The organism is Pseudoalteromonas sp. CNAT2-18.1 (genome assembly GCF_022347865.1).
GTDB classification, from domain to species: Bacteria; Pseudomonadota; Gammaproteobacteria; order Enterobacterales; family Alteromonadaceae; genus Pseudoalteromonas; species Pseudoalteromonas ruthenica.
The window spans coordinates 423,160-446,121 of record NZ_JAKRFR010000005.1; the positions used below are offsets into that span (position 1 = coordinate 423,160).

General features: G+C 46.5%; 24 protein-coding genes and 1 pseudogene. 6 read left to right on the forward strand and 19 right to left on the reverse strand.

Annotated features, from left to right (window positions below; genetic code table 11):
- Positions 1–7 precede the first annotated feature (7 nt).
- The 10 genes from MHM94_RS13570 to MHM94_RS13615 all read right to left on the reverse strand — a co-directional run bounded on the left by MHM94_RS13570 (position 8) and on the right by MHM94_RS13615 (position 9,883).
- Positions 8–2,716 (reverse strand): methyl-accepting chemotaxis protein, encoded by a 2,709-nt coding sequence (locus MHM94_RS13570; RefSeq protein WP_235419453.1) that lies wholly within the window; start codon positions 2,714–2,716, stop codon positions 8–10.
- Between the two features lie 31 nt (positions 2,717–2,747).
- On the reverse strand, positions 2,748–3,230 hold the full coding sequence (locus tag MHM94_RS13575; protein ID WP_022943711.1) for a chemotaxis protein CheW: 483 nt from the start codon (positions 3,228–3,230) through the stop codon (positions 2,748–2,750).
- Positions 3,227–5,323 (reverse strand): chemotaxis protein CheA, encoded by a 2,097-nt coding sequence (locus MHM94_RS13580; protein ID WP_235419452.1) that lies wholly within the window; start codon positions 5,321–5,323, stop codon positions 3,227–3,229. The genes MHM94_RS13575 and MHM94_RS13580 overlap by 4 nt, the downstream gene beginning before the upstream one ends.
- A 12-nt stretch (positions 5,324–5,335) precedes the next feature.
- Complete coding sequence (locus MHM94_RS13585) at positions 5,336–5,698, reverse strand: response regulator (RefSeq protein ID WP_026110938.1); 363 nt, start codon at positions 5,696–5,698, stop codon at positions 5,336–5,338.
- Between the two features lie 13 nt (positions 5,699–5,711).
- Positions 5,712–5,981 (reverse strand): STAS domain-containing protein, encoded by a 270-nt coding sequence (locus tag MHM94_RS13590; protein ID WP_022943708.1) that lies wholly within the window; start codon positions 5,979–5,981, stop codon positions 5,712–5,714.
- 159 nt (positions 5,982–6,140) lie between these two features.
- Complete coding sequence (locus MHM94_RS13595; RefSeq protein ID WP_235419451.1) at positions 6,141–6,746, reverse strand: SCO family protein; 606 nt, start codon at positions 6,744–6,746, stop codon at positions 6,141–6,143.
- Positions 6,736–7,644, reverse strand: coding sequence for a heme o synthase (cyoE, locus tag MHM94_RS13600; RefSeq protein ID WP_053909944.1), 909 nt, complete (start codon positions 7,642–7,644; stop codon positions 6,736–6,738). Before cyoE ends, MHM94_RS13595 begins: the two co-directional genes overlap by 11 nt.
- 14 nt (positions 7,645–7,658) lie before the next feature.
- Positions 7,659–8,648: a COX15/CtaA family protein gene (locus MHM94_RS13605; protein ID WP_022943705.1), complete on the reverse strand. Its 990-nt coding sequence runs from the start codon at positions 8,646–8,648 to the stop codon at positions 7,659–7,661.
- A 10-nt stretch (positions 8,649–8,658) separates the two neighbouring features.
- On the reverse strand, positions 8,659–9,162 hold the full coding sequence (locus MHM94_RS13610) for a transmembrane cytochrome oxidase associated protein (protein ID WP_152441319.1): 504 nt from the start codon (positions 9,160–9,162) through the stop codon (positions 8,659–8,661).
- Positions 9,149–9,883 carry an SURF1 family protein gene (locus MHM94_RS13615; protein ID WP_022943703.1) on the reverse strand — a complete coding sequence of 245 codons (735 nt, stop codon included), beginning with the start codon at positions 9,881–9,883 and terminating at the stop codon, positions 9,149–9,151. The genes MHM94_RS13610 and MHM94_RS13615 overlap by 14 nt, the downstream gene beginning before the upstream one ends.
- Before the next feature lie 29 nt (positions 9,884–9,912).
- Here MHM94_RS13615 and MHM94_RS13620 point away from each other — a divergent pair, with 29 nt between their 5' ends.
- Positions 9,913–10,215, forward strand: coding sequence for a DUF2909 domain-containing protein (locus tag MHM94_RS13620; RefSeq protein WP_081604362.1), 303 nt, complete (start codon positions 9,913–9,915; stop codon positions 10,213–10,215).
- Here MHM94_RS13620 and MHM94_RS13625 read toward each other — a convergent pair.
- The 5 genes from MHM94_RS13625 to lexA all read right to left on the reverse strand — a co-directional run bounded on the left by MHM94_RS13625 (position 10,115) and on the right by lexA (position 15,192).
- Positions 10,115–10,990, reverse strand: coding sequence for a cytochrome c oxidase subunit 3 (locus tag MHM94_RS13625; RefSeq protein WP_045979080.1), 876 nt, complete (start codon positions 10,988–10,990; stop codon positions 10,115–10,117). The genes MHM94_RS13620 and MHM94_RS13625 overlap by 101 nt on opposite strands.
- 19 nt (positions 10,991–11,009) lie before the next feature.
- Positions 11,010–11,552: a cytochrome c oxidase assembly protein gene (locus MHM94_RS13630; protein WP_022943701.1), complete on the reverse strand. Its 543-nt coding sequence runs from the start codon at positions 11,550–11,552 to the stop codon at positions 11,010–11,012.
- Positions 11,552–13,126, reverse strand: a complete 1,575-nt coding sequence (gene ctaD, locus MHM94_RS13635; RefSeq protein WP_235419450.1) for a cytochrome c oxidase subunit I — start codon at positions 13,124–13,126, stop codon at positions 11,552–11,554. The genes MHM94_RS13630 and ctaD overlap by 1 nt, the downstream gene beginning before the upstream one ends.
- Positions 13,123–14,256 (reverse strand): cytochrome c oxidase subunit II, encoded by a 1,134-nt coding sequence (gene coxB, locus MHM94_RS13640; RefSeq protein WP_022943699.1) that lies wholly within the window; start codon positions 14,254–14,256, stop codon positions 13,123–13,125. Before coxB ends, ctaD begins: the two co-directional genes overlap by 4 nt.
- Positions 14,257–14,574: 318 nt before the next feature.
- Complete coding sequence (lexA, locus tag MHM94_RS13645; protein ID WP_022943698.1) at positions 14,575–15,192, reverse strand: transcriptional repressor LexA; 618 nt, start codon at positions 15,190–15,192, stop codon at positions 14,575–14,577.
- A gap of 219 nt (positions 15,193–15,411) precedes the next feature.
- Between lexA and MHM94_RS13650 the strand changes: the two genes are divergently transcribed.
- Positions 15,412–16,161: an HNH endonuclease family protein gene (locus MHM94_RS13650; RefSeq protein WP_235419449.1), complete on the forward strand. Its 750-nt coding sequence runs from the start codon at positions 15,412–15,414 to the stop codon at positions 16,159–16,161.
- A 65-nt stretch (positions 16,162–16,226) separates the two neighbouring features.
- Positions 16,227–16,592, forward strand: a complete 366-nt coding sequence (locus tag MHM94_RS13655) for an STAS/SEC14 domain-containing protein (protein ID WP_235419448.1) — start codon at positions 16,227–16,229, stop codon at positions 16,590–16,592.
- Here MHM94_RS13655 and MHM94_RS13660 read toward each other — a convergent pair whose 3' ends face one another.
- The gene (locus MHM94_RS13660; protein ID WP_022943696.1) at positions 16,593–17,123 is read right to left on the reverse strand and encodes a DUF924 family protein; all 531 of its coding nucleotides are present in this window, start codon (positions 17,121–17,123) and stop codon (positions 16,593–16,595) included.
- Between the two features lie 98 nt (positions 17,124–17,221).
- Between MHM94_RS13660 and grxB the strand changes: the two genes are divergently transcribed.
- The 3 genes from grxB (at position 17,222) to lepB (ending at position 19,766) form a co-directional block, all read left to right on the forward strand.
- Entirely contained in the window at positions 17,222–17,857 is a 636-nt protein-coding gene (gene grxB, locus MHM94_RS13665) for a glutaredoxin 2 (RefSeq protein ID WP_235419447.1), read from the forward strand.
- A gap of 9 nt (positions 17,858–17,866) precedes the next feature.
- The gene (locus MHM94_RS13670) at positions 17,867–18,325 is read left to right on the forward strand and encodes a hotdog fold thioesterase (RefSeq protein WP_053909958.1); all 459 of its coding nucleotides are present in this window, start codon (positions 17,867–17,869) and stop codon (positions 18,323–18,325) included.
- 526 nt (positions 18,326–18,851) lie between these two features.
- On the forward strand, positions 18,852–19,766 hold the full coding sequence (lepB, locus tag MHM94_RS13675; RefSeq protein ID WP_235419446.1) for a signal peptidase I: 915 nt from the start codon (positions 18,852–18,854) through the stop codon (positions 19,764–19,766).
- Positions 19,767–20,721: 955 nt separating this feature from the next.
- Here lepB and MHM94_RS13680 read toward each other — a convergent pair.
- The 3 genes and pseudogenes from MHM94_RS13680 to tuf form a co-directional block, all read right to left on the reverse strand.
- Entirely contained in the window at positions 20,722–21,222 is a 501-nt protein-coding gene (locus tag MHM94_RS13680; RefSeq protein ID WP_235419445.1) for a hypothetical protein, read from the reverse strand.
- Complete coding sequence (locus MHM94_RS13685) at positions 21,212–21,475, reverse strand: hypothetical protein (protein ID WP_235419444.1); 264 nt, start codon at positions 21,473–21,475, stop codon at positions 21,212–21,214. Before MHM94_RS13685 ends, MHM94_RS13680 begins: the two co-directional genes overlap by 11 nt.
- A 1,077-nt stretch (positions 21,476–22,552) precedes the next feature.
- Positions 22,553–22,962: pseudogene (tuf, locus tag MHM94_RS13690) on the reverse strand (elongation factor Tu); the annotation flags it as partial.

Genomic DNA, 22,962 nt, shown 5'->3' on the forward strand with positions numbered 1-22,962 from the left:
TACGCTATTAAAATTCTTCCCACTCGTCTCCATCATCAACAAAGTTATTCCCTGAGGGGGCAGGTGATTTATTTGCTTGCGTTTTAGCTCCGTTCAAACGTTTCACAGCATTACTCGGGCTGGTACTCATATCCGGAAGAGCTGCTTGCATATTGATGGAGAAAAAACTCAGTAGCTGGCGCATACTATTGGCCTGCTCCGCCATCGATTCGCTAGCAGCAGAGGCTTGTTCAACCAAGGCTGCATTTTGTTGAGTCATCTCATCCATTTGCGCCACGGCTTTATTTACTTGTTCAATACCTGAACTTTGCTCAATTGAGGCTTCTGAAATATCAGAGATCATTTGCGTTACTTTTTGCACCGACTCAACAATGTCCTGCAACGTTGCACCTGATTCATTCACTAATACGGTGCCATCCTCAACCTTGCCGACACTGTCACGGATAAGCTCCTTAATTTCTTTGGCCGCACCCGCTGAGCGTTGTGCTAAGTTACGCACTTCACCGGCAACCACCGCAAAGCCGCGACCTTGCTCACCAGCTCGCGCCGCTTCCACGGCGGCATTAAGTGCAAGCAGGTTGGTTTGAAAAGCAATCTCATCAATAACACCAATAATGTCGGCAATTTTCTTACTCGCTTCGTTAATCTCTGCCATGCCTGAGACAGCACGATTAACCACGTCGCCACCTTGCTTGGCTTTGTCGCATGTTTTCTCTGCAAGCTCACTGGCAACCTTGGCATTATCGGCATTTTGCTTCACCGTGCTGGTCATCTCTTCCATACTCGATGCGGTTTCTTCCAACGATGAAGCTTGTTCCTCGGTACGCTGGCTTAAGTCGGTGTTACCTTGTGAGATTTCCTCCGCTCCCGTTGCCACCAAGTTGGCTGAGCTGGTGATCTTCTCAATCATCTCGGTGAGCTTATCAGCGGTACTGTTGGCATCACGCTTGAGCTTTTCGAAGGCTCCCTGGAAGTCACTATCAATACGCTTAGTTAAATCACCATGAGCTAATGAATCCAGCATAGTGGCCGTTTCATCCACTGCTTCATCCACTACCTCTACCAGTTGGTTGAGGCCTTTAGATAAACGCAGGAAGAAGTCATCTTTGCCATCTAAACTCACGCGAGCATTCAACTCCCCTCGGCGAGCAGCGCCTACTAAGTCATTAATTTCTTTTTCAATAGAGACCTCGGCGGTGCGATCGTCCCACTCGACTACGGTCCCCGCACGCTCACCTTCCTCGGTTAATATTGGATTGGCAACTAATCCGAAGGTCCGCCCACCGACGACAATCTCTGTACTGTAGGTGGTAGAGAGTTTCTCTAACATTGAGCGTTGATGCGCTGGGTTTTTATGAAATACATCAATGTTTTGACCAAGTAAGTTGTTACTGTCGAAGTTGGGTAAGTCTTTGCGTAAGTCTCGCTCAGCATTGCGCATCATGTTGACCACCGCCTCGTTCAAATACACGATATTATGGTCATTGTCGGCAATCATGGTATTGGTCGAGACATTATCTAAGGCACGGCGTACACGTAGGTTCTCTCGTGCTGCCTGTTTTTGTTTCTCCTCTCGAGCAAGCTCTTCGGTCATATCCTGCCATTCAACAATGGTCCCTAGACGCTTGCCATCTTCGTCAACCCAAGGCGTTGCTATTAGGTTGAAAGTCAGCCCGGCAAGTTTAAGGTTAGTGTTGTAGGGTTCATCAAGTTTTGCCAGCATTGCCCGCTGGTGCGACGGTTTAGCATGGAAGTCATCCACGCACGTTCCTATCAAGTCATCCACTTTAAAGTTAGGCAATGCTGATTGAATTTGTTTCTCGCGATTGCGCAGCATGGCTTTGACTTGTTCGTTAACAAACACAATATTAAGGTCGTTGTCAGCCATCATGACATTGGCTTGGCAAACCTTTAATGCACTTGCTAGGCGCGCTGACTCCCGTGCTTGTCGTTCTTGTTGGCGCTGCTCGGTGATATCAATGGCATATTTCACTACCTTTACAGGGTCACCATTCATATCAAAAATAGGGTTGTAGGATGCTTGGATCCATATTTCTGCGCCATTCTTACCGATACGTTTGTATTGTCCTGAATTATACTCACCTTGGCTTAAGCGCTGCCAAAAAACAGTATACTCAGGGCTTGCCGCCTCCTCAGGGGCGACAAACATGCGATGATGCTGGCCTTTAATCTCTTCCAAGCGGTAGCCCAAGGTTGATAAGAAGTTATCATTGGCAGTGATAATGGTGCCATCTAACTCAAACTCTATCACCGCCTGCGCCCGTGATATCGCTTTTGCTCGTCCTTCTAGCTCGGCTCGCTTGAGCTTAGATTCGGTAATATCGGTGGCAAACTTGACCACCTTAACGACCTCACCCTGCTGATTCATAACGGGGTTATACGATGCTTGGATCCAGATATCTTCTCCAGATTTGTCTACACGCCGAAACTCATCGCTAATATATTCGCCGGCGCTTAAACGCTGCCAAAAACGTTTATATTCGGGGCTTGAAGCCTCCTTGGCGTCGACAAATAATCGGTGATGTTGGCCTTGGATTTCTTCAAGGTTATAACCCATCACGCGCAGGAAGTTATCATTAGCGGTTAAGATATTCCCCGATGGGGTGAATTCGATCACTGCTTGAGACCTGTTTAATGCCTTTAATAGCATTGTGTCTTCATTTGAAGTGTTTGATTCCTTAGTAAACCAGCCCATGCTTTTCCACCCTGTTAGTACTTGTTCGCCATTAACAATCGAGTATTTTTGGCAAATCCAGAAGAATGACCATGGTTTCCCCTACATTAACGAGTCGCTCCACCAGTTCGTTGTCGCTTGAATCGTTAAATTCCGGGATCCCTTTCGCATCCTGTTGATTAATTGCGTAAACATCGGACACAGCGTCAACCACCAAGCCCATTACCTTAGTTTTCTCTCTTACTTGCTCTTTAACCACGATGACGACCGTCAGTGGCCCGTAAGGCTGTGGCTCAATCCCAAAGCGCAAACGCAAGTCAATGATCGGTACGATAGTTCCTCTGAGGTTAATGACCCCTTTGATATAATCTGGGGCATTAGGAATCGCGGTTATTTCCTCCCAACCACGTATTTCTTGTACACTCAGGATATCCATGCCGTACTCTTCGTCAGCCATCATGAATGTCAGGTATTGCTGAATGTGACCCTGATTATTCTGCAAGATAATATGTTCGTTAATGCCTTCTACTTTCATACCTGCTCCTCATGCAGGGCTGCAGCATCAATGAGTGCCTCTTGTGCACCTGGCTTTTTCAAACCGGCCATTTTGGTTAACCCGGCAATATCAACGATCAGCGATACCCGCCCATCTCCGAGAATAGTTGCACCGGAAACACCATCAACCTTCTGATAGTTCGCCTCTAAACTTTTTATTACCACTTGCTGTTGCGCCAGTAAGTCGTCCACCAGCAGGCCCACTTTTTGGTTATCACACTCGACCACGACCAGAAGAGCTTTATCAAGTTCGGTAATGGCATCATGATGATTGAACAATTGGTATAACCGTAAAATGGGAATATATTCATCACGCAGCCGCAGTACCTCCAAGCTTTTGCCGACCCGGCTGACCTTATTCGTATCAATTTGTAATGACTCAACGATGGTAATGAGCGGCACAATATAGGTATGTTCGGCAATGCGGACCAGTTGACCATCTAAAATAGCGAGCGTTAGTGGCAAACGGATGGTAAAAGTTGACCCCGTACCGGGTGTCGACACCACTTCGATAGAACCGCTTAAGGAGCTAATGTTCTGGCGCACCACATCCATCCCGACACCGCGCCCGGAGATGTCACTCACTTCGTCGGCTGTGGAGAACCCAGGTTCGAAAATGAGCTCGTTAATGTCGTCGTCACTGAGCTCTTCATTGCCATCGATTAGGCCATTAGCGATGGCTTTTTCTCTGATTTTTTCGGTATTTAGGCCTCGGCCATCGTCCATTATTTCAATCACAATATTGCCGCCTTGGTGAAAGGCGTTGAGTGTCACCGTGCCAATTTCAGGTTTACCACTTTGTTTACGCTGTTCTGGCGTCTCTAGGCCGTGATCTAACGAATTGCGCACTAAATGCACCATGGGGTCAGAGATCTTCTCCATCACTGTTTTATCAAGCTCGGTACCCTCGCCAAGAATTTTTAACTCCACCTGCTTACCGAGTTTTTGCGAAATATCTCGCACTAAACGTGGGAATCGGCTGAATACAAAGCTAATTGGCAGCATGCGAATACGCATGACATTTTCTTGTAAATCGCGGGTATTATGCGCTAACTGTGCAAGCCCTTCCTGCAGCGCAGCCAGGGTATTTTCGGTCACTTCCTGCTCACCCAGTTGGCTGAGCATGGATTGCGTAATAACCAGTTCACCCACCATATTGATTAACGAGTCAATTTTATCTATGCCAACACGGATGGAAGTCGACTCATTAGATTTAGCTTTATTTGCTTTGCCTTTACTTGCCGGTGCTTGAGTCGCTTGGGCCACCGGTTCGTTTTCACTTGATTGCTGTGCAGCATCATCGTGCTCCAGTGGTTCAGTCGGCGCGGATGATTCCTGCTCTGAGAACAAACCTCCGCACAGACTAATATCGATATCAGCATCATCTTCTACCCACTCAAACACTTCCTTAATTTGCTCTTGTGTTGCTTCAGTTTGCAAAAATACTTTCCAAGACATGAAGCATTCATCACCCTGTAGATTCTGAATTTCAGGGATGGCGGATAAATCAGCTTCAACTTCAATGGATCCGAGATCACCCAAGTCACTGAGCATAAATAGGGGTTCATTGCCTGTTTTGAATAAATGATGGTGCGGTTTAAATAAAATTTGATAGGTGTTAGTTTCTGCTTGCTGCGACGGTGAAGCGCTCGCTTCGTTTTCGTTGGCCGCCACTTCCCCTTCACTTAGACCGAGAATTTCCTCAAATTGTTGCTGTAGCTCCTTGGCAGTGTCTAGCTCTGGCTCTTGTTCGCTTTGCAGTGCCTGCAACATCTCTCGCAAGCAGTCGACCGAACGCAATAGCAGGTTTACGTGCTGTGCTTCAAGTTGACGCTGACCTTGGCGTATTTGGTCCAGCAAGGTTTCTAAAACGTGGGTAAAATCGGACACTGAAGTGAACCCAAAAGTACCACTGCCGCCTTTGATTGAGTGGGCTGCGCGGAAGATGGTATTGAGCGTTTCGCTATCGGCTTCGCCTGGAGTAAGATTTAACAGCTCACTCTCCATGGCATCAAGGCCCTCGAAACTCTCCTCAAAGAAAACTTCGAAAAATTGGCTGAGATCGATACTCATAGCCGCGCAGCCTTAGCGAATTACTTTTTTCATTACTGCAAGTAGTTGGTCTGGATTAAAGGGTTTAACTATCCAGCCGGTGGCCCCCGCAGCCTTGCCCTCAGACTTTTTATCTAGCCCGGATTCGGTAGTAAGCATAAGCAAAGGGGTAAATTTGTAGTCACCTAAGGTTCTTAGCTCTCGAATCAAGGTGATGCCATCCATAACCGGCATATTGACGTCTGAAATCACGGCATCGAACTTATCCTTTTTGGCGATCGCTAACGCTTCACTGCCATCTTTCGCTTCAGTGACTTCATAACCTGCCTTTTTCAAGGTAAAGCTCACCATTTGACGCATTGAAGCTGAGTCATCCACGGCTAGAATCTTCGTCATACCCACCCCTAATTTAGTTTCCATTTAGCGCTAAATAATTGGCTACACCCAAGCTTTGACAAGCGTTTATGAGCGCTTCACTCGAGCCTTCCCATGTAATGCTGTGATCGCCAAGTTGTAATGCTTTTTGTAACGCACACAAAAGCTGAATACAGGCAGTATCGGCGCGAGTTACATCGCTCATATCCAAACATAGATCACTGCCCTGCTGGAGCTGCTTCAGTAGCTCTGCCTGTAAATTTTCAACTTGTGAAATGGTTAATTCGTTAGGCAACCTAAACATAAATTATGCTTGAGCATTTAACATTTCTCATATCAAAAGCTTAGACCTAGTTAGTTAGATTGCCAGCGAATTTTGTAAAAAAATCTTTAAATAAATAGAGAGTTAGGTGAATTGGTTGCCTATGTATAGACAACCGAAGGGGGACACGCTGGTACTGGCTCAGCCACCGTAGTAGCTGAGTATAGATTTAAGGTCCTTGATCATGGTGTCTGTATTAATGGTTGGTACACTGCCAGCTTTAAATTCAGGTTTGAAGATAGCCCGTATTTTCCCATGCGGATCGACCAGTGCCACCGAGGCACTGTGGTCCACTAAATAGTCTCCTGTTTGCTCTTCAGTCACTGCATAAATTAGCCCTAAATTCTGGACAAAGGGGTAAAGCGCCTTGTGCGGTCCCGACACGGCCTGATAATTAGGATTAAAGTAATTAATATACTGTAGACGCTTTTGTGCAGTATCGCGATTAGGATCTACTGATATAAACCAAACGTTTATATCTTCCATGGCAAGCTTTTTTTCTACCTGCCGGAGCTTTGCCAAGGTCATGGGACACACATCAGGGCAACTGGTGTAACCTAAAAACAGCAAATCCCACTGCGATTTTAAATCATCAACGCCGACATCGTTGCCGTGTTGATTTTTCAGCTTAAATGGCTTCACGACTTTGGCTGGCTCATACACCAGCGCATCAACCTCTAATGTCGGCTTTGAACACCCTTGTAGCAGAACAGAAAATAGCGCGGCCGCGCCTAATTTACGCCACATAAAACATCCACTTATCTATGAACAATGCGACAAAGAGTACCATTAAATGCACAATTGAAAACTTAAAAACGGCCATTGCACTGCGATGGTCCTGTTCGCGCTTTAAACGCCAAGCGTAGGCAATAAACACACCATTAAGAATAACTGCTGATAACAAGTAAAATAGCCCTGACATACCAATTAAATAGGGCAAGATGCACACTAAGGCGAGAATCACGGTATACGCCAATACACATGTCTTACAAAAATCGATACCGTGCGTCACAGGTAGCATAGGCACATTCGCTCGACGATAATCTGCCTCTCTAGCAATAGCTAAAGCCCAAAAATGCGGAGGGGTCCAAGTAAAAATGATCATCACCAAGAGCCATGGTGCTGCAGCAAGTTGACCCGTTTCACTAACCCAACCAAGCAAAGGAGGCATCGCCCCTGCAAGCCCCCCGATAACAATATTTTGAGGCGTTGCCCGCTTTAGAAATAATGTATATACAACTGCGTAACCCACCAGTGCCATCAGCGTCAAAATGGCACACAGCCAGTTAGCAGCGCTAACCAAAGCAGCAAACCCAAGCCCACCAATCAGTGCTGCAAACATAAAGCCATTGCGCTCACTCACTCTGCCACGGGCCACCGGGCGATGGCGAGTGCGAGCCATTTTCATATCAATTTCTCGGTCCACAATATGGTTAATCACCGCTGCGGCTGCTGATAATAAGCCAATACCCAGTAAGCTCACAGCTTGTAATAGCCAACTGCGCCCCATGTCGGGAGCTAAAGCTACGCCAACCCAAGCGGTTAATACCAACATCAGCACAACCTTCGCTTTGCACATGGCTAAATAATCACGCCATGTGGTGTCTTTACTATCTCCGTACTGCCAATAAATCGCTTTGCTCATAGCCTGCTCCCTTATTAACTTTTTGATTTTTGTAGATAACACAACCGCACTAAGGTCAGTAATAGCAATAGCGCCATCAAGTTATGGGCAAGTGCCACATTTAACGGAATACTCATCTGTACTAACGCGATACCTAAACTTATTTGCGCCACTAAGGCCGCCACAACCCAGCCACACGCCTGTTTAATCATCTGTGATTGCGCACTGCGAAATACCTGCCACATGGCACTGAGCAACACCACGGCGGTAATGAGTGCGCCAAAGCGATGCAATAGATGAATAGACATACGCGATTCGAACGACAACACCCCAAACTCATAATTACTGTGCTCGGTAGGTAGCTGGAAAACACTACTGAGTGAGAACGCCTCACTGCCCGCACACATCGGGAAACCAATACAATGTGTGGCTGCATAATTTGCCGCGAGCCATCCCCCTAAGGCAATCTGTATCACCACCACAACTAACGCGGACAGGCTCCAACCTAGACTTGCTCGCGCTCCGGGGTCGCCACCAAATACGGGCTGAGAATGGGTTCGTAGGTAAAGTAACCACAGTAAGCTAGCAATGGAAAAGCCACCAAGAAGATGCCCCATCACCACCAAAGGTTGTAAATTCATGGTCACCGTCCACATGCCCAGTAAGGCTTGGAAAATAACCAGTAACAACAACACCATTGGTAGACGCAACGGGACATGGGGCAACTTTGCATGGCGTAATGCATACACTGCTAAAGCTAGGATCAATAAGCCTAGGCCGCCGGCAAAATAGCGATGCACCATCTCTTTGAGGGCTTTACCTTGATCTACCTGCGCACCAGGAAAGTGCTGCTGCACTTTTTGTATTTCATGGGCTTGATCGGGTACGGTGAGAAAGCCATAACAACCGGGCCAATCCGGGCACCCAAGCCCTGCATCACTTAAACGTGTATAAGCGCCCAAGCCCACCACCAACACTGCGAGAATGGCAGTGCATAACACCAGAGTTTTATAATTTTTTGTCATACTGGCCTCGTTAGCTGCTGCGAGAATAGTTAAGTAGTTTTTTAATGTCTTTTAGTAATCCTTTATGGATAAGTCGATTTTGCTGCTCCTGCTCAGCGTAGTCATATTCCAATACCACCAAACCATGGCGATCTATCAAGTACAGATGACCTGCTTTTAATGCACTGGGCACTGAATCCACATGCAACACCTCGGGTACCTCGGCGCTGCGTGGCCTCTCCCCTAGTACTGCCATGCGCACCTTACTTTGGTTTTTCCCGAGCGCTACATAGAGCGACTGCATGTCTTGCCACTGAGCTTGGCAAGGGCCACAATCAGCTTGGTTCACTAGCGCGATAGTCCAGGGCGACACGGGGTATTGGCCCCACTGTTCAAGTTCCACCTGCTCACTCATTAAAGTGCCGTTATTACTGGTACTTGCTGGTAGCCAGCCACTTTTAAGAACGGCAATAGCCGCAACAACGGGAATAATGAAACAAGCAATAAAAATCACTAATGGTTTACGATTTGTCATACCCTCTCCTTGCACGCCAAAAGGCGGTAAGCGCAATCAATAACGCCGCTAAGGCGATGAGAAACCACTGCCATGCATAGGCTATATGCTTTTCTGCAGGCATGGTCACAGGCTGGTAATGTGGCTCGGTAGCAACTAACGGCGAAGGCGTTTGCGCATACGCCATAAAATTATAAACGGGGACTCTCGCTTGATTCGCGATTTGTGTTATGTCGATTTGCTGTACACGCTTAGGCCAACCCATTGATGGTGAGCTTTGCGCCAAGGTAATTGACCCTAACGGGCCTTCTTTAATGAGCACATCATCAAGCGTTATCTGTGTCGGTAGCTGCAACTGAGGCAGTTGCTCACGTGTTGTTGGCGCAACAATGAAGCCAAGGTTGACCAGTAGCCACCGACTAGCTCCTTGAGGCATAACCAGCACCAATACGTCGTAGCCAACCCGGCCTTGATAAACCTGGTTATCAAGCAACCAGTAGTGCTGTAGCACACGACCAGACACTGCGGTTTGCATACCTGTAGCATCAACATCTGAATTGATCAGGCGCTGAGCTTGGGTAAAAGGAATGCGCCCTTTACTGGCCCATTGCTGTAATAGCTGCTCGCGCTCTTGCTTTTGCTCGGCACGATCTAACTGCCAGAAACCCAAGCCTACACAAGTACTTACTACTAACACGACAATGCTACTCCACAAAAATGCGCTAAGCTTATGAGTATTCACTCGCACACCAATTAGAGGAAAACTGCACTGTGCTTATAAAAATTATTATTGTTGCGCTGCTACTTTTTGTCATATACACCTTATTCCGTGCCATGTTGGCTATGCTGAAGTCTGACTCCAAGGTGCCGATGTCGCACTACTTAGGCAAACGTGTTGCCTTGTGCGCCATCGTCCTGATTATTATTCTGCTCGCACAGCAAGCTGGCTTGCTGCGCTTTAACCCTTCTCCGATCACAACACATACACAAATACGAATAGACACAACCACACCACATCAACAAAGTGCCAATACCAAGCCGCAGCCTGAAATGCGAAGTGCTTTTCACTGCTAAAGTGCCCTTTGATTACGCGAATGAGTACCACGGTAAGCATGATCGCCCCTAAGGTGACATGCATACCGTGGAAGCCTGTGAGCAAGAAGAAGGTATTGCCATAAATACCCGAGTCTAACTTAAGGCCTAGATCCTGATATGCGTGAATGTATTCTTCACCTTGAAGAAACAGAAATACCGCGCCGAGTATCACCGTCAGGGCAAGAAACACCGTAAGCTGTTTACGGTTGTCTTTCTCAATTGCAGTATGCGCAAACTGTAAAGTCACCGAAGAAACTAGCAAAATAATGGTATTAATTAGCGGCAAACCTTGCCATCCCATCGCCTGAGTTGTATCACCGCCTGGTGTTAACTCTAGCGGCCATGAGGCGCTAAATTCAGGCCATAACACTTCGTTGGTCATCAAGTTATTACCCTCACCACCAAGCCAAGGTACAGCCAACATACGGGCATAAAATAGTGCCCCAAAAAAAGCGCCAAAGAACATGACTTCTGAGAAAATGAACCAGCTCATTCCTTGTTTAAAAGAACGATCCATTTGCGCCGAATACAAGCCACTTTGTGATTCATTAATCACATTGCGAAACCATCCCACCAGCATGTACACCAGCACTGCAATACCAGCAATAAGCCAATAGGTACCAGAGCCACCGCCTTGCTCTAACTGCATAACGCTAAGACCCGCGCCCACAGCGATAAAAAACAACGCAACAGCCCCCACTATCGGCCAGGGGCTTTGCTCCGGAACATAATATTTTTCGTATTGATTACTCATTTCGTTAACCTCGCTCGGTTTATCGCGCTTGCGCTGCGAGTAAGTCTTGTCGCTTAGCGCTGATATCAAAGAGGGTGTAAGACAGCGTTAATTCCTCATACTCCTGCGGCAACGCAGGGTCGACATAAAAGCGCAATTGGTATTCAAGCCGTTCATTGGCTTGTAGCGGCTGCTGGTCAAAGCAAAAACACGCCAATTTGTGTAAATACTTGGCTGCGAGCCCTGGAGAAACAGATGGAATAGCCTGCATGACTCGCGGCTCACCACTGGTATTCGCTGCGGCGAATGTCACCACTGTCATCGCCCCGGGTTTCACCACCACTTCTTGCTTTTGCGCTAACACTTCAAAGGGGGCACCACTTTGCGCATGGGTTGTAAAGCTCACCGTCACTTCGCGAGAGTCATCCACATGCTCGCTTTGCTGCGCCTGTTCGAGTGAGGGCTTACCATTAAGCCCTGTTACTTCGCAGAACACGTCGTAAAGCGGCACCAAGGCAAAGGCGAACGCAAACATGCCGATGACGCTGATGACTAGTTTCTTTAATAACGGTGCGTGGTTCATTACTGCACCTTAGGTGGCGTTTCAAAGGTGTGGTAGGGTGCCGGAGATGCTACCTCCCACTCCAAGCCTTCTGCGCTATCCCACACTTTCGCTGGTGCTTGCTCTCCAGCCTTGATGCACTTGAACACCACGGCAACGAACAGCAGTTGAGAGAGTCCAAAGGCGAAACCACCAATACTGATAATGGCGTTAAAATCAGCAAACTGCAGCGCATAGTCTGGAATACGTCGTGGCATACCCGCCAAACCTACAAAATGCATGGGGAAGAACAGCACATTAACGCTGACTAACGACAGCCAGAAATGCCATTTCGCTAACGTGGTGCTATACATGTGCCCAGTCCATTTTGGCAGCCAGTAATAAGCAGCGGCCATAATCGAGAACACCGCCCCGGTCACTAAAACATAATGGAAGTGCGCCACCACGAAGTAGGTGTCATGGTACTGGAAATCCACTGGGGTAATTGCCAACATCAATCCTGAGAAGCCCCCGAGGGTAAACAACACAATAAAGGCTATAGCAAACATCATTGGTATTTCAAAGCTGATGGCACCGCGCCACATAGTGGCTACCCAGTTAAATACTTTTACTCCCGTTGGCACCGATATCAACATGGTCGAGTACATAAAGAACAATTCCCCGGCCAATGGCATACCAGTGGTAAACATATGGTGGGCCCACACCACAAAAGACAGCAAGGCGATGGAGGCCGTGGCATATACCATGGACGAATAGCCGAACAGTTTTTTGCGTGAAAAGGTAGGAACTATGGTGGAGATAATGCCAAACGCTGGCAAAATCATAATGTACACTTCCGGGTGACCAAAGAACCAAAAGATATGCTGGAACATCACAGGGTCGCCACCACCGGCGGCATTGAAGAAATCAGTGCCAAAATACTTATCAGTGAGCACCATGGTCACCGCACCCGCCAACACCGGCATCACTGCAATTAATAAAAACGCAGTGATCAACCAGGTCCACACAAATAGCGGTAATTTCATCCACTTCATCCCTGGAGCACGCATATTAACGATGGTGACAATGACATTAATGGCCCCCATGATGGAGCTTATCCCCATAATGTGAATGGCAAATACAAACAGGGCAGTATTGTCGTTGCTGTAGGTGGTCGATAAGGGCGCATAGAAGGTCCACCCAAAGGCCGGACCGCCGCCTTCCATAAACAGCGACAGCAATAGGATGGCAAAAGCGAATGGCAGAATCCAAAAGCTCCAGTTATTCATTCGCGGCAAAGCCATATCTGGCGCGCCAATCATCATGGGGATCATCCAGTTAGCTAAGCCCGTAAAGGCAGGCATCACGGCGCCGAAGACCATAATCAAACCATGTACTGTGGTCATTTGGTTGAAAAAATGAGGGTCAACCAGCTGAAGTCCTGGTTGGAATAGCTCGGCTCGGATCACCATTGCCATGGCGCCACCGGTTAAAAACATCAACAACGAAAATAATAAGTACAAGGTGCCGATGTCTTTGTGGTTAGTAGTAAAAAGCCAGCGTTTTATTCCGGTTGCAGGCCCGTGATGTTCATGTGTTGCAGCTGCTGTACTCATTGTTCCTCCCCATCAATATAGGCCTGAATCACGCTTGGTTGAACGATGTCACCGGTTTCATTACCAAAGGCATTGCGTTGGTAAGTAACCACCGCAGCCAACTCTTTAAGCGTAAGTTGACCGACAAATGCCTGCATCGCAGTCCCTGGCTTACCGTGCACCACAATATCGATATGGTCGTTAATATCGCCGGTGGCTATTGGACTGCCTTTAATGGCGGGGAAGACTCCAGGTAAACCGAGCCCCGTAGGCTGATGACAAGCTGCACAGCGCGTGATGTACACTTGCTCGCCCGATGCCATTAGCTCATCTTCAGAGAGGATTTGTTCTAGCAGCTCAGCATCGGCCTGCGCCTGAGCTTGCTTCGCTTGTTTCTGCTCTGCCAGCCAAGCGTCAAACTCTTCAGGGGGTTTTGCTTCTACGACCACCGGCATAAAGCCGTGGTCTTTACCGCATAACTCGGCGCACTGGCCGCGATACGTACCCGGTTCGTTTACGCGTGTCCAAGCTTCGTTGATAAACCCAGGGTTAGCGTCTTTCTTTACTGCAAAATCGGGCACCCACCAAGAGTGAATGACGTCATCTGAGGTCATTAAAAAACGTACTTTTTGATTAGTGGGAATAACCAAGGGTTTATCTACTTCGAGGAGGTAATTGTCGCCCTTATTTTGCGCATTTTTGATTTGCTCTTGAGGCGTTGACAGCAGTGAGTAGAAGCCCACATCGTGACCCATATACTCGTAGTGCCATTTCCATTGTGAACCAGTCACCTTAATGGTGATATCGGCCTTTGTTGTATCCTCCATAGCAATCAGGGTTTTGGTGGCCGGAACAGCCATAGCTATAAGAATAACAAATGGAATCGCTGTCCAAAGTATTTCTACTTTGGTGCTTTCATGAAAGGTAGCGGGGGTGACCCCTTTTGACTTGCGGTGTTTGAGCAGCGCCCAAAACATCACCGCGAAAACAACCACACCAATCACACAGCATATAATAAATATGGTCATGTGTAGTTGGTAAACATTTTCGCTAATGTCAGTTACCCCTTGGCGCAAGTTGTACTTGCTATTCGCGGACACCAATTGAGGGAATAACAGACATAGCAACATGAGGGAGCTCAGCTTCTTCATGTGTACCATCTCCTTATTGTTGCGCAATGCAAGGAAGAGGCGGTTACAGCTTAATACCCAATCTTCGTTATTATTATGCTTTTACCAGTCGACAACTTTGACCCTAAATAAACTGTTGAAAAACCGACCAGCAAAGCCTGTAATATAACCAATTAGTCAAAGATTGAGCTAATAGCAAGTTAATACACTATTTTTGTTTACGTTTTATTAATAAATTAACAGGTAGATTCAAGCTGTTAGAAAGCACTGTGGCTAAGGAGGGAACATGGGGAAAGCCCCTAATAACAGACCTATTAGAGGCAAAATAAGTAAATTTAATTACATCCAGTCGGCGTTTCGGATCACACCTACAGCTAAGCCTTCAATATTAAAGGATTCGTTCTCTAAATCGACTTCAATAGGTGTGAATTCTTCATTCTCTGCATGCAGCAGAACCTTACGCCCAGCTTTTTCTAAGCGCTTCACGGTGACATCTTCATCAACCCGCGCGACCACCACTTGGCCGTTTTCAGCCACTTGAGTGCGATGTACCGCTAATAAGTCACCATCCATAATGCCGATATCTTTCATACTCATGCCATTTACGCGCAGCAAATAATCTGCAGCAGGCTTGAACAACAGTGGGTCTATCTGGCAGTGACTCTCTATATGCTGTTGGGCAAGAATGGGCTCGCCCGCAGCAACGCGGCCAATTAAAGGCAGGCCCAATTGTTCGGGTTCTTCTTCCTCGACCAATTGAATACCTCGACTCGCGCCAGGCTTCATTTTGATTACGCCTTTCTTAGCCAACGCCTTAAGATGTTCTTCTGCGGCGTTAGCACTGCGAAACCCCAGTGTTTGTGCAATTTCTGCACGCGTCGGCGGCATGCCGGTATCTTTAATAAAGACTTTAATCAGCTCAAGAATTTGCGATTGGCGTTTAGTTAATGGGCGCATACAACTGGGTTTCCATACAGTACATTTAACTGTGAGTATATACAGTTAAATGAAAATCGCAAATAAAATCAGGGAATTTGCTGACCGTTGCAACCTTAATTAATGCAACTTCGCTTTTGTTCATATGCAACCTCACCTCATACTCATAAAGTGATAGGTGACGAATGCGCGACAATGCTTTAAAGTAGCGCTGTTTTAGTCATGTTATTAAGCAGTTAGATGACTCGCCAAGGTGTATTTTCAGCGTTCCTTTTACTTATTTCGGCACTGACGATAGGTGCGTGCAAAGCCGATACGGTCAAGATGTCGCGCAGCGGCCTTTGTCACCCTGAAGATTCGGCTCATTATCAACGCACTCAATCTTTTACCCCCTATGCGAACTTAGAAAGCTGTCTAGCAGACGGTGGACGTTTACCAAAGAACTACACTAAACAAACATCAGAAAATAGTTATCATCGGGATAACTGGCCACATTGGTTAGACACCGATCACGACTGCCAAGACGCCCGTGCTGAAGTGCTGATTGCCCAATCACACAGTGATGTAAGCTACACCACTCAAGCGCGCTGCACCGTCACCAGCGGCCAGTGGCATGACCCTTATTCGGGGCAGATACTACGCAATGACGATGACTTAGATATAGACCATATTGTGCCGCTTAAATTTGCCTATGAACACGGTGCTGCCACTTGGAGTCGTTCGCAAAAGGCACAATTTGCCAACGATATGGAGAATTTGCTTGCTGTTGATGATGGCCTAAATCGTAGCAAAGGCGCAAAAGGCCCTTGGCAATGGTTGCCGCCGCATCAAGATTACCGCTGTCAGTACATTCAGCGCTTTAATTACATCATGAGCAAATATGACCTTCGCTACTCGCAAAACGAAAAAGACCAAGTTCAGAGTTTGCTGCAAAGCTGCGTAGGTGAAACTTTAAACCTCAGCGCACTACCTACAACCTTGCACCAATAACCAACCGCTTGTAAGTAAATATTCTATATTGATAGAGCATCCAATGAACTCGTTGGCGAGGATATATGCTCAATATCACTATAAACGAAACACACAATACCGCCCTACTCGAACCACAAGGCCAGCTGACAGCAGAAGACTTTGCAGCAGCCGTGCGTATTATCGACCCTTATATTGAACAGCATGCAAAGCTACATGCTCTCATTATTGCTACTGAACACTTTCCGGGGTGGGACTCATTTGCCGCGTTACTCTCTCATCTGCAATTTGTGCGCGACCATCATCAAAAGGTGAATAAAGTAGCCATTGCCACCAATTCGTTGCTTGGTGACTTTGCCAAGCACCTTGGCGCACACTTTATTCATGCAGAGGTTAAATCCTTTCGTTATGAACAACGTGAACAAGCGAAGCGCTGGGCACAAAGCCCTTAACTAAAAGCGGCTACCAGGCTGATTCAAAAACGCCTGCTCAGCGTCGCTCGATTGCCGACCGAGAATATCATTACGATGTGGATAACGCCCAAAACGGTCAATGATTTCTTTGTGAGCCAGTTCATATTTATAGTTACTTAAGGGCCGAAAAAGCTGCTCTGCCACCACATGAATCGCCTGGCTCTCACTGTGCATATAGGGCATGTATAAGAAACTACGCTCGGTATCATCAAGTTCTAAAGCAAACTTTTTCTCCACCGCATTCTGCGCCAAACATAAAGCCAGTGCATCGGTTGCAAACGCTTGGGCCGTATCGCGGAACATATTACGAGGAAACTGATCCAGCACTATAATTTCACATAACGCGCCTCGAGCAGATTTTCGCCAAGAATAAAGCTCGCCTTGGCGCGCTGCCTCGTAAGTAGGTAAAAATTGCTTTTTTACTGTGGCGTCAAAGTCGGCGCTTTTTTTAAACCAATCCTGTGGACTGCTGTGAGTAAACCAAAATTCGTAAACGGATTCATATTGCATGATGATCTAATGGCGAAAGTTTGCTTTCGTCCGGCAACTATTGTTTAGTTACAGCTAAGGCCAAAAGGTAGTAATTCGCAAGCTCTGAGGTATTTTTTATGAAGCTGTTTATATTTGAACATTGCCCCTATTGTATAAAGTCATTACTGGTTGCACGCGCCTTGGGGCTAGAGGTGGATGTGCGCTTCCTACTCAACGATGACGAGGCCACGCCCAACCAGTTAGTGGGTAAAAAAATAGTGCCTATTTTGGTCAAAGATGATGATACCGCGATGGCCGAAAGCTTAGATATTGCCGAGTATTTCTGTACTCTTGCCAACAAGGAGCTGTCACAGGGAGAGCACTTTAGTCAAGCCCAGCAGTGGGTTGAAAAGCATCTTGAAACCTTTTTACGGCTGACCTTTGTGCGTTGGCCGCAACTGGCCCTGCCGGAATACGCTATTGATACCGCTATCAGCTATTTTCGCGAGAAGAAAGAGCAGCGCCTGGGCGAATCTTTCGATAGCGTGTTAGCCAATAGCGACGCTGACATCGCCACGATGGAGCACGCATTGAGTGAGTTAACATGGCTGCAAACCCCAGAACATATTACTTGGGCCGATGTGGCGTTGTTTCCTTTTCTGCGCAACCTCACTGTGGTCAAAGGCTTAACCTTTCCAGAGCATGTACTCAACTATGTCGATACATTAGCCACTGAACACCGAATTAAAACCTTTACCCGCGTTGCTATTTAAGGATTACAGATGAGTATTTGGGCCCAAGAGATTGATTTAGCCTTATGTAAAAAGCTTGATTTAGGTGTAGGTGAAAAAGGCACCTTAATGACTAAACTCGGCATTGAGATTACAGAGATAGGCGACGATTACCTGGTCGCCTGCCTCCCTGTGAGCAACGAATTATATAACCCCATGGGCATTGTTCATGGCGGCGTTTACGTGGCATTAGCCGAAACTGTGGCCAGCTACGCCGCCAATTTTGTGGTCGATACCCGCAAATACTACTGCGTCGGCCAGGAGATCAACGCCAACCACCTTAAAGCCTCACGCACCGGCACACTTAAAGCCGTGACCAAGCCCGTGCATCTAGGCGGCCGCTCATCAGTGTGGGAGATAAAAATTTACAACAGCGCTGGCGATTTGTGCTGTATTTCAAGGATGACGGCTGCGGTGGTGGAGAAGCGTTCAAAAGGCACAGGGCTTTAAAGCGGGATGATCACCTGTAGGTCAGACTTCAGTCTGAAAATAAATAGGCAAGGCTTTAGCCATACCAAAGCCGTTAACTTCTCAATAACACTTATGTTACTCATGAATAAAGAGCGAAAATAAATGCTTCTCGGGGGAGGAAACTTCCTAAAGAAGAGGGTTATCGCTCCCCTTTAGGTTACTACCTCACTCCCCTACAAGATAACACTATTTAGCGTTGTAGGTAGGTTTAATAAAAAAGGCAATCATGAGCTTTAAAGGTAGCAAAAGAAAAATCAACGCTGTCAGGCTAAAAGCCTGACCTACAACCATATGCTCATTTCTTTTTATAAGCATCAATGTATCAGCCCAATCCCTCTGCATCGACATGGATACACGGAAAATAAGGTTTAAGGTATTCAGTAAATAGCGAATAGAAACACCGGGCTTCAACCTAACAGGAAAAACACCATACCTTTGGCCTTTAATGGGAATTGTTGTAGAGTCATGACTCCCACCATGGAGAACAAGATATACAAGGATAAGTATGACAACTCAAAAACAGCTATGGAAACCAAATACTTGGGTTTCAGTCATTTTAGGTATTTTTATGCAACCTTTCGCGTTCCTTTATGTTAATAGAGGACGGTTATTTTTCGCATATTTGGGCCTTTTTGCACTGGTCGCTCTATTAGGCCCCAAGCTGACACCTTTTTTACCTAGCTACATCGATCTCGCATTTTTATTACTTATATTGATGTTCATCCACACTCTTTGGCTCGCAAAAAACTATGACAGCAACCAACCCCGTAGTTGGTATGCTAACTGGTGGATATCGCTGTTAGGTTTCATCCTATTTCTGGTACTTATATTGTTTACGCGAATCAATGCCTTTGAATTGTTTGCTGCACCATCCTCTTCGATGAGCCCTACGTTAACGCCTAATAGCGTAGTGGTGGTAAATAAGCTCGGTTATGAAAATCACCGCTTAGCGGGCATTCAACTAAAAAAAGAATCCCCTTCCAAAAGGCCTCAGCGAGGTAACCTTATTGTCTTTCAGTTCCCAGAGCAGCTCAGTATCAACTACATAAGTCGCGTTGTTGGCCTGCCCGGGGATACGATAGCGCTGAAGGGCAAGCAAGTATTCATTCAACCCGCGTGCGATACGCTTGATGCTCAATGTGCACCTTTGCAAGCTCTGCATCAAATTGAGCAAGGCGCTATAAGCGAGCCGCCGTATCAGGGTTATTCAGAGTCGATAGAGGAACACACTTATAATATCTGGCTAAACAAACATGCCTCCCCACGAACTGAGCGATATTATCAAGGAAAATCAAAGTGGAAAGTGCCGGATAATCACTACTTTGTGCTCGGAGATAACCGTGATAATAGCTTAGATAGCCGCTATTGGGGCTTCGTTCCGGTAGACAACATCATAGGTGAGGTAGCATTGAGCTGGTAGACGCTCTCATTGCGACGCAATGATATCAAGAGGAATGAGTGAGTATAGATTCGCAGATACAGTTGAATCTCACTACGCTGTGAATAATTGGTTGTGACTAGGCACTGACCTTTGGAATGTGGCCTCCTTTGCCAGTTGCAAGGCTAAAGCCTTGCCTACAACATCAGGACCTGTAGGTTGGGCTTTAGCCTAACCATGTGTGAGAAACATATAAAAAACACGGTTGTGGCTAGGTACTGGCCTCTGGAATGTGACCGTCTTTGGCGGTGGCAAGGCTGAAGCCTTGCCTACAACATCAGGCCCTGTGGGTTGGGCTTTAGCCTAACCATGTGTGAGAAATAGTTAAGCAGCACGGTTGTCTGCTAAACCCCGGCCTCTCGGATCTGACCGCCTTTGGCAGTTGCAAGGCTAAAGCCTTGCCTACAACAACACCCCCTGTAGGTTGGGCTTCAGCCTAACCATGTAAGATAGACAGGTAAGGAACACGGTTTTGGCTAGGCTCTGGCCTCTGGAATATGACCGCCTTTGCCGGTTGCAAGGCTAAAGCTTTGCCTACAACATCTGTTTCTGTGGGTTGGGCTTTAGCCTAACCTACAACAACACCCGAATTTCAGGCATAAAAAAAGGTCGCCTAAGCGACCTTTTTCTCGAGAGTAGCTATTACTCTACGATTGATGCTACAACACCAGCACCAACTGTACGGCCACCTTCACGGATTGCGAAGCGTAGACCTTCGTCCATCGCGATTGGGCAGCCGCTCACCTAAGTGGGAAGCAAAGGTTTACAACAGTATCGGTGATTTGCGTTGCATTTCAAGGATGACGGCAGTCGTGGAGTAAAGGCTTTAGGCTTCATAGCACGAAAGCGTTATTTAGAATGTTTGTTGGCAAAAAGAGCCAACCAAAATTCTCATAGATAGAAGCCTCCATCGGGAGGCTTCCATTGAATATATATCTTAGTGAGGGTAAAAAGACTTTCGAATTCCGTCTCTCAAATTATCTGTCGTTTTATCAAAGCTCTTAAACAGAATGAAACCTAAAACTGCTAGCAGCGCAGTAACTAACGCTAAAATCAGAGAAAATATAGGGGAACGAATTACCATTACTCTAAATAGTTCTTCCATAAGAGTTTTGTGGTATTTACGATTTTCGGAAGTAAGCATGCTTGACTCCCTAAGAAACTCTCTCCGTCTTGATTGATCTTCTTCAGAATCAAGGCGCTCTTTTCCGTTGAACAGAATCGATAACACTACACGATGCAACATAAACGCATCACTACACGATTCAAATACAAAAAACGCTTGTTCTTTCATGCAGTCTGGAGCATCTGAACCTAGGTAGTTATCGACCTTTTCCACAAGCTTTTCTTTAGCATTCAAAGCCAACCAAGCAAAAAGCAACACATATACACATATAGCAGACGTAACCAAGATAATCGTAATTAAATCACTTTGCATCTTCAGCCTCCTGTCGCACAGCTTTAAAGCGTTTAGCTTTTTCTTCTAAGCATTGTTTATGTATTTGCGCCCTGTAATCCATCAAATTCTTTTTATGTTGGACTTTAATCTCAAGACGCCGATTCATGAATCGTAATATTGCAATTGTAAGAGTAACAATTGAAGAAATGATGCCAACGCATATAAAGTATGGAAGCATTGAACTATCGCTGGCTGTTGCAGCAGCTTTTAAATCTTTGGCTAATGTACTCATTTCTTCCCTAAAAAACATAAGCTTAATTTTACAAGTAAAGAACACTCAAAACTATAGTGGCGTTACTTAGTAACCCTAATATTAATAGTAGACGAAGATGAAAACAACTTTTTAAGATACTATCAACGTAGTAAAAAACGAATATCTCCAATTACAGCTACTAAATTTACCGAATGAAGTAATAAGAATTGAAGCTTACAGCCATTTTTCCATTCAGTACTACTGTGTGATTTTACCACCTATCTATCAGCCAAATCCCCCTTACATTGCATCCGAAACGAGATACGAGAAGAGTGATCGTCCACATGGATAGCGGGCGAAAACAGGCTCAGAGCAGGGACGTTCTGTGCCTGTTGGTTACGTTCATTTCTCGTAGAGCGTTGAGGAAATGATGCAATGTTGGGGTGTCCTAGGTGTCCCAAGAGGAAATGGACAAACATTTCCTTTTGGTCGTAGTCGGCGACCCGACAAAAATTGTCAGGTTGAAACCTGACCTACAGGTATCGACTTTCCCGTTTAAATTCGCGCTGGAGAAATCGGCGTTTGCTGTGGAGCGTGGCTAAGACAGCGAGGCACGACGCCGAGCTAGATTTACCGGCACAGGGAAGTGCCGTTAAATCGTGTCGCAGCCTAAGTGGAGCGGTTAGCAAAAACCTGAGTTCGGAAGCAATGGCGAATTACGGGTTCGCGGAGTTTCCAAAGAGGGAGTCGAATCACTCCCTCTTTGGTTGTCGTCGCCAACGCGACAAGATCGCACTACAGAGAGCTATGGGGCGTTTTAAACTCAGAAGTGAGTATAGTGACAGATAATAAAAGAAGAGTGTTTAAAAGGCCGCTGAAGTGGCCTTTGGTGTTTATATTGGCGGTGGAGAGTAAGGGTAGAACGACCTGTATCACTACCCTGCAAGGAATTCATCCATCAAGCTTGGTTCCTGTCGGCATCCATGCCTTCACCTCCGAGCGCTGCAAAGCTGTGCTTCGGTCGCTCGTCGCCCTTCACGGCCGTGAAGGTAGCCGATTAGGTTTTCACGCATAAAAAAAGGCGCCCTAAGGCGCCTCTTTCTTAAGCGTAAAAGCTTATTCTACGATTGATGCTACAACACCAGCACCAACTGTACGGCCACCTTCACGGATTGCGAAGCGTAGACCTTCATCCATCGCGATTGGGCAGATTAGCTCTACTACCATCTTGATGTTGTCACCTGGCATTACCATTTCTACGCCTTCTGGTAGCTGGATGTCACCAGTTACGTCAGTTGTACGGAAGTAGAACTGTGGACGGTAGCCTTTGAAGAATGGCGTGTGACGACCACCTTCATCTTTAGACAGTACGTATACTTCTGCTTCGAACTTGGTGTGTGGAGTGATTGTGCCTGGAGCTGCTAGTACTTGACCACGCTCTACTTCGTCACGCTTAGTACCACGTAGTAGGGCACCAATGTTCTCACCTGCACGGCCTTCGTCTAGAAGCTTACGGAACATCTCAA